The organism is Bradyrhizobium sp. WSM4874 (genome assembly GCF_055811835.1).
The window spans coordinates 1-310 of the sequence record NZ_JBVVPR010000255.1; the positions used below are offsets into that span (position 1 = coordinate 1).

General features: G+C 65.2%; 1 protein-coding gene. It reads right to left on the minus strand.

What is annotated here, in order from left to right:
- The coding region (locus AC0L3P_RS40265; RefSeq protein WP_473309495.1) for a transposase at positions 1–310 on the minus strand (310 nt) is incomplete at both ends.

The window sequence follows — 310 nt, forward strand, 5'->3', positions numbered from 1 at the left end:
CGCCATATCCACCACCGCGATCTCGCGACACAATGTTGATGCCCGGGTGCTTCGACAGCCACGCCTGAACGGTCGCCGTTTCCCGGTCGGGCAGCAAGGCAACGATCCGCCGACGCTCCAAATCGCACACGATGGTCCCGTACCGACGGTTTCTCCGGAACGCCCAGTCATCGATACCCACAACCAGCAATGGATCCGTCGGCATCGCCGTCCGCCGGCGGACCACCCGCAGTAAGGTATCGTTGCTGACAGGCAGCATGAGCCGCTTGGCGAAGCTTGCTGCCGGCCGGCCGCCGAGCGCCAACCCCAG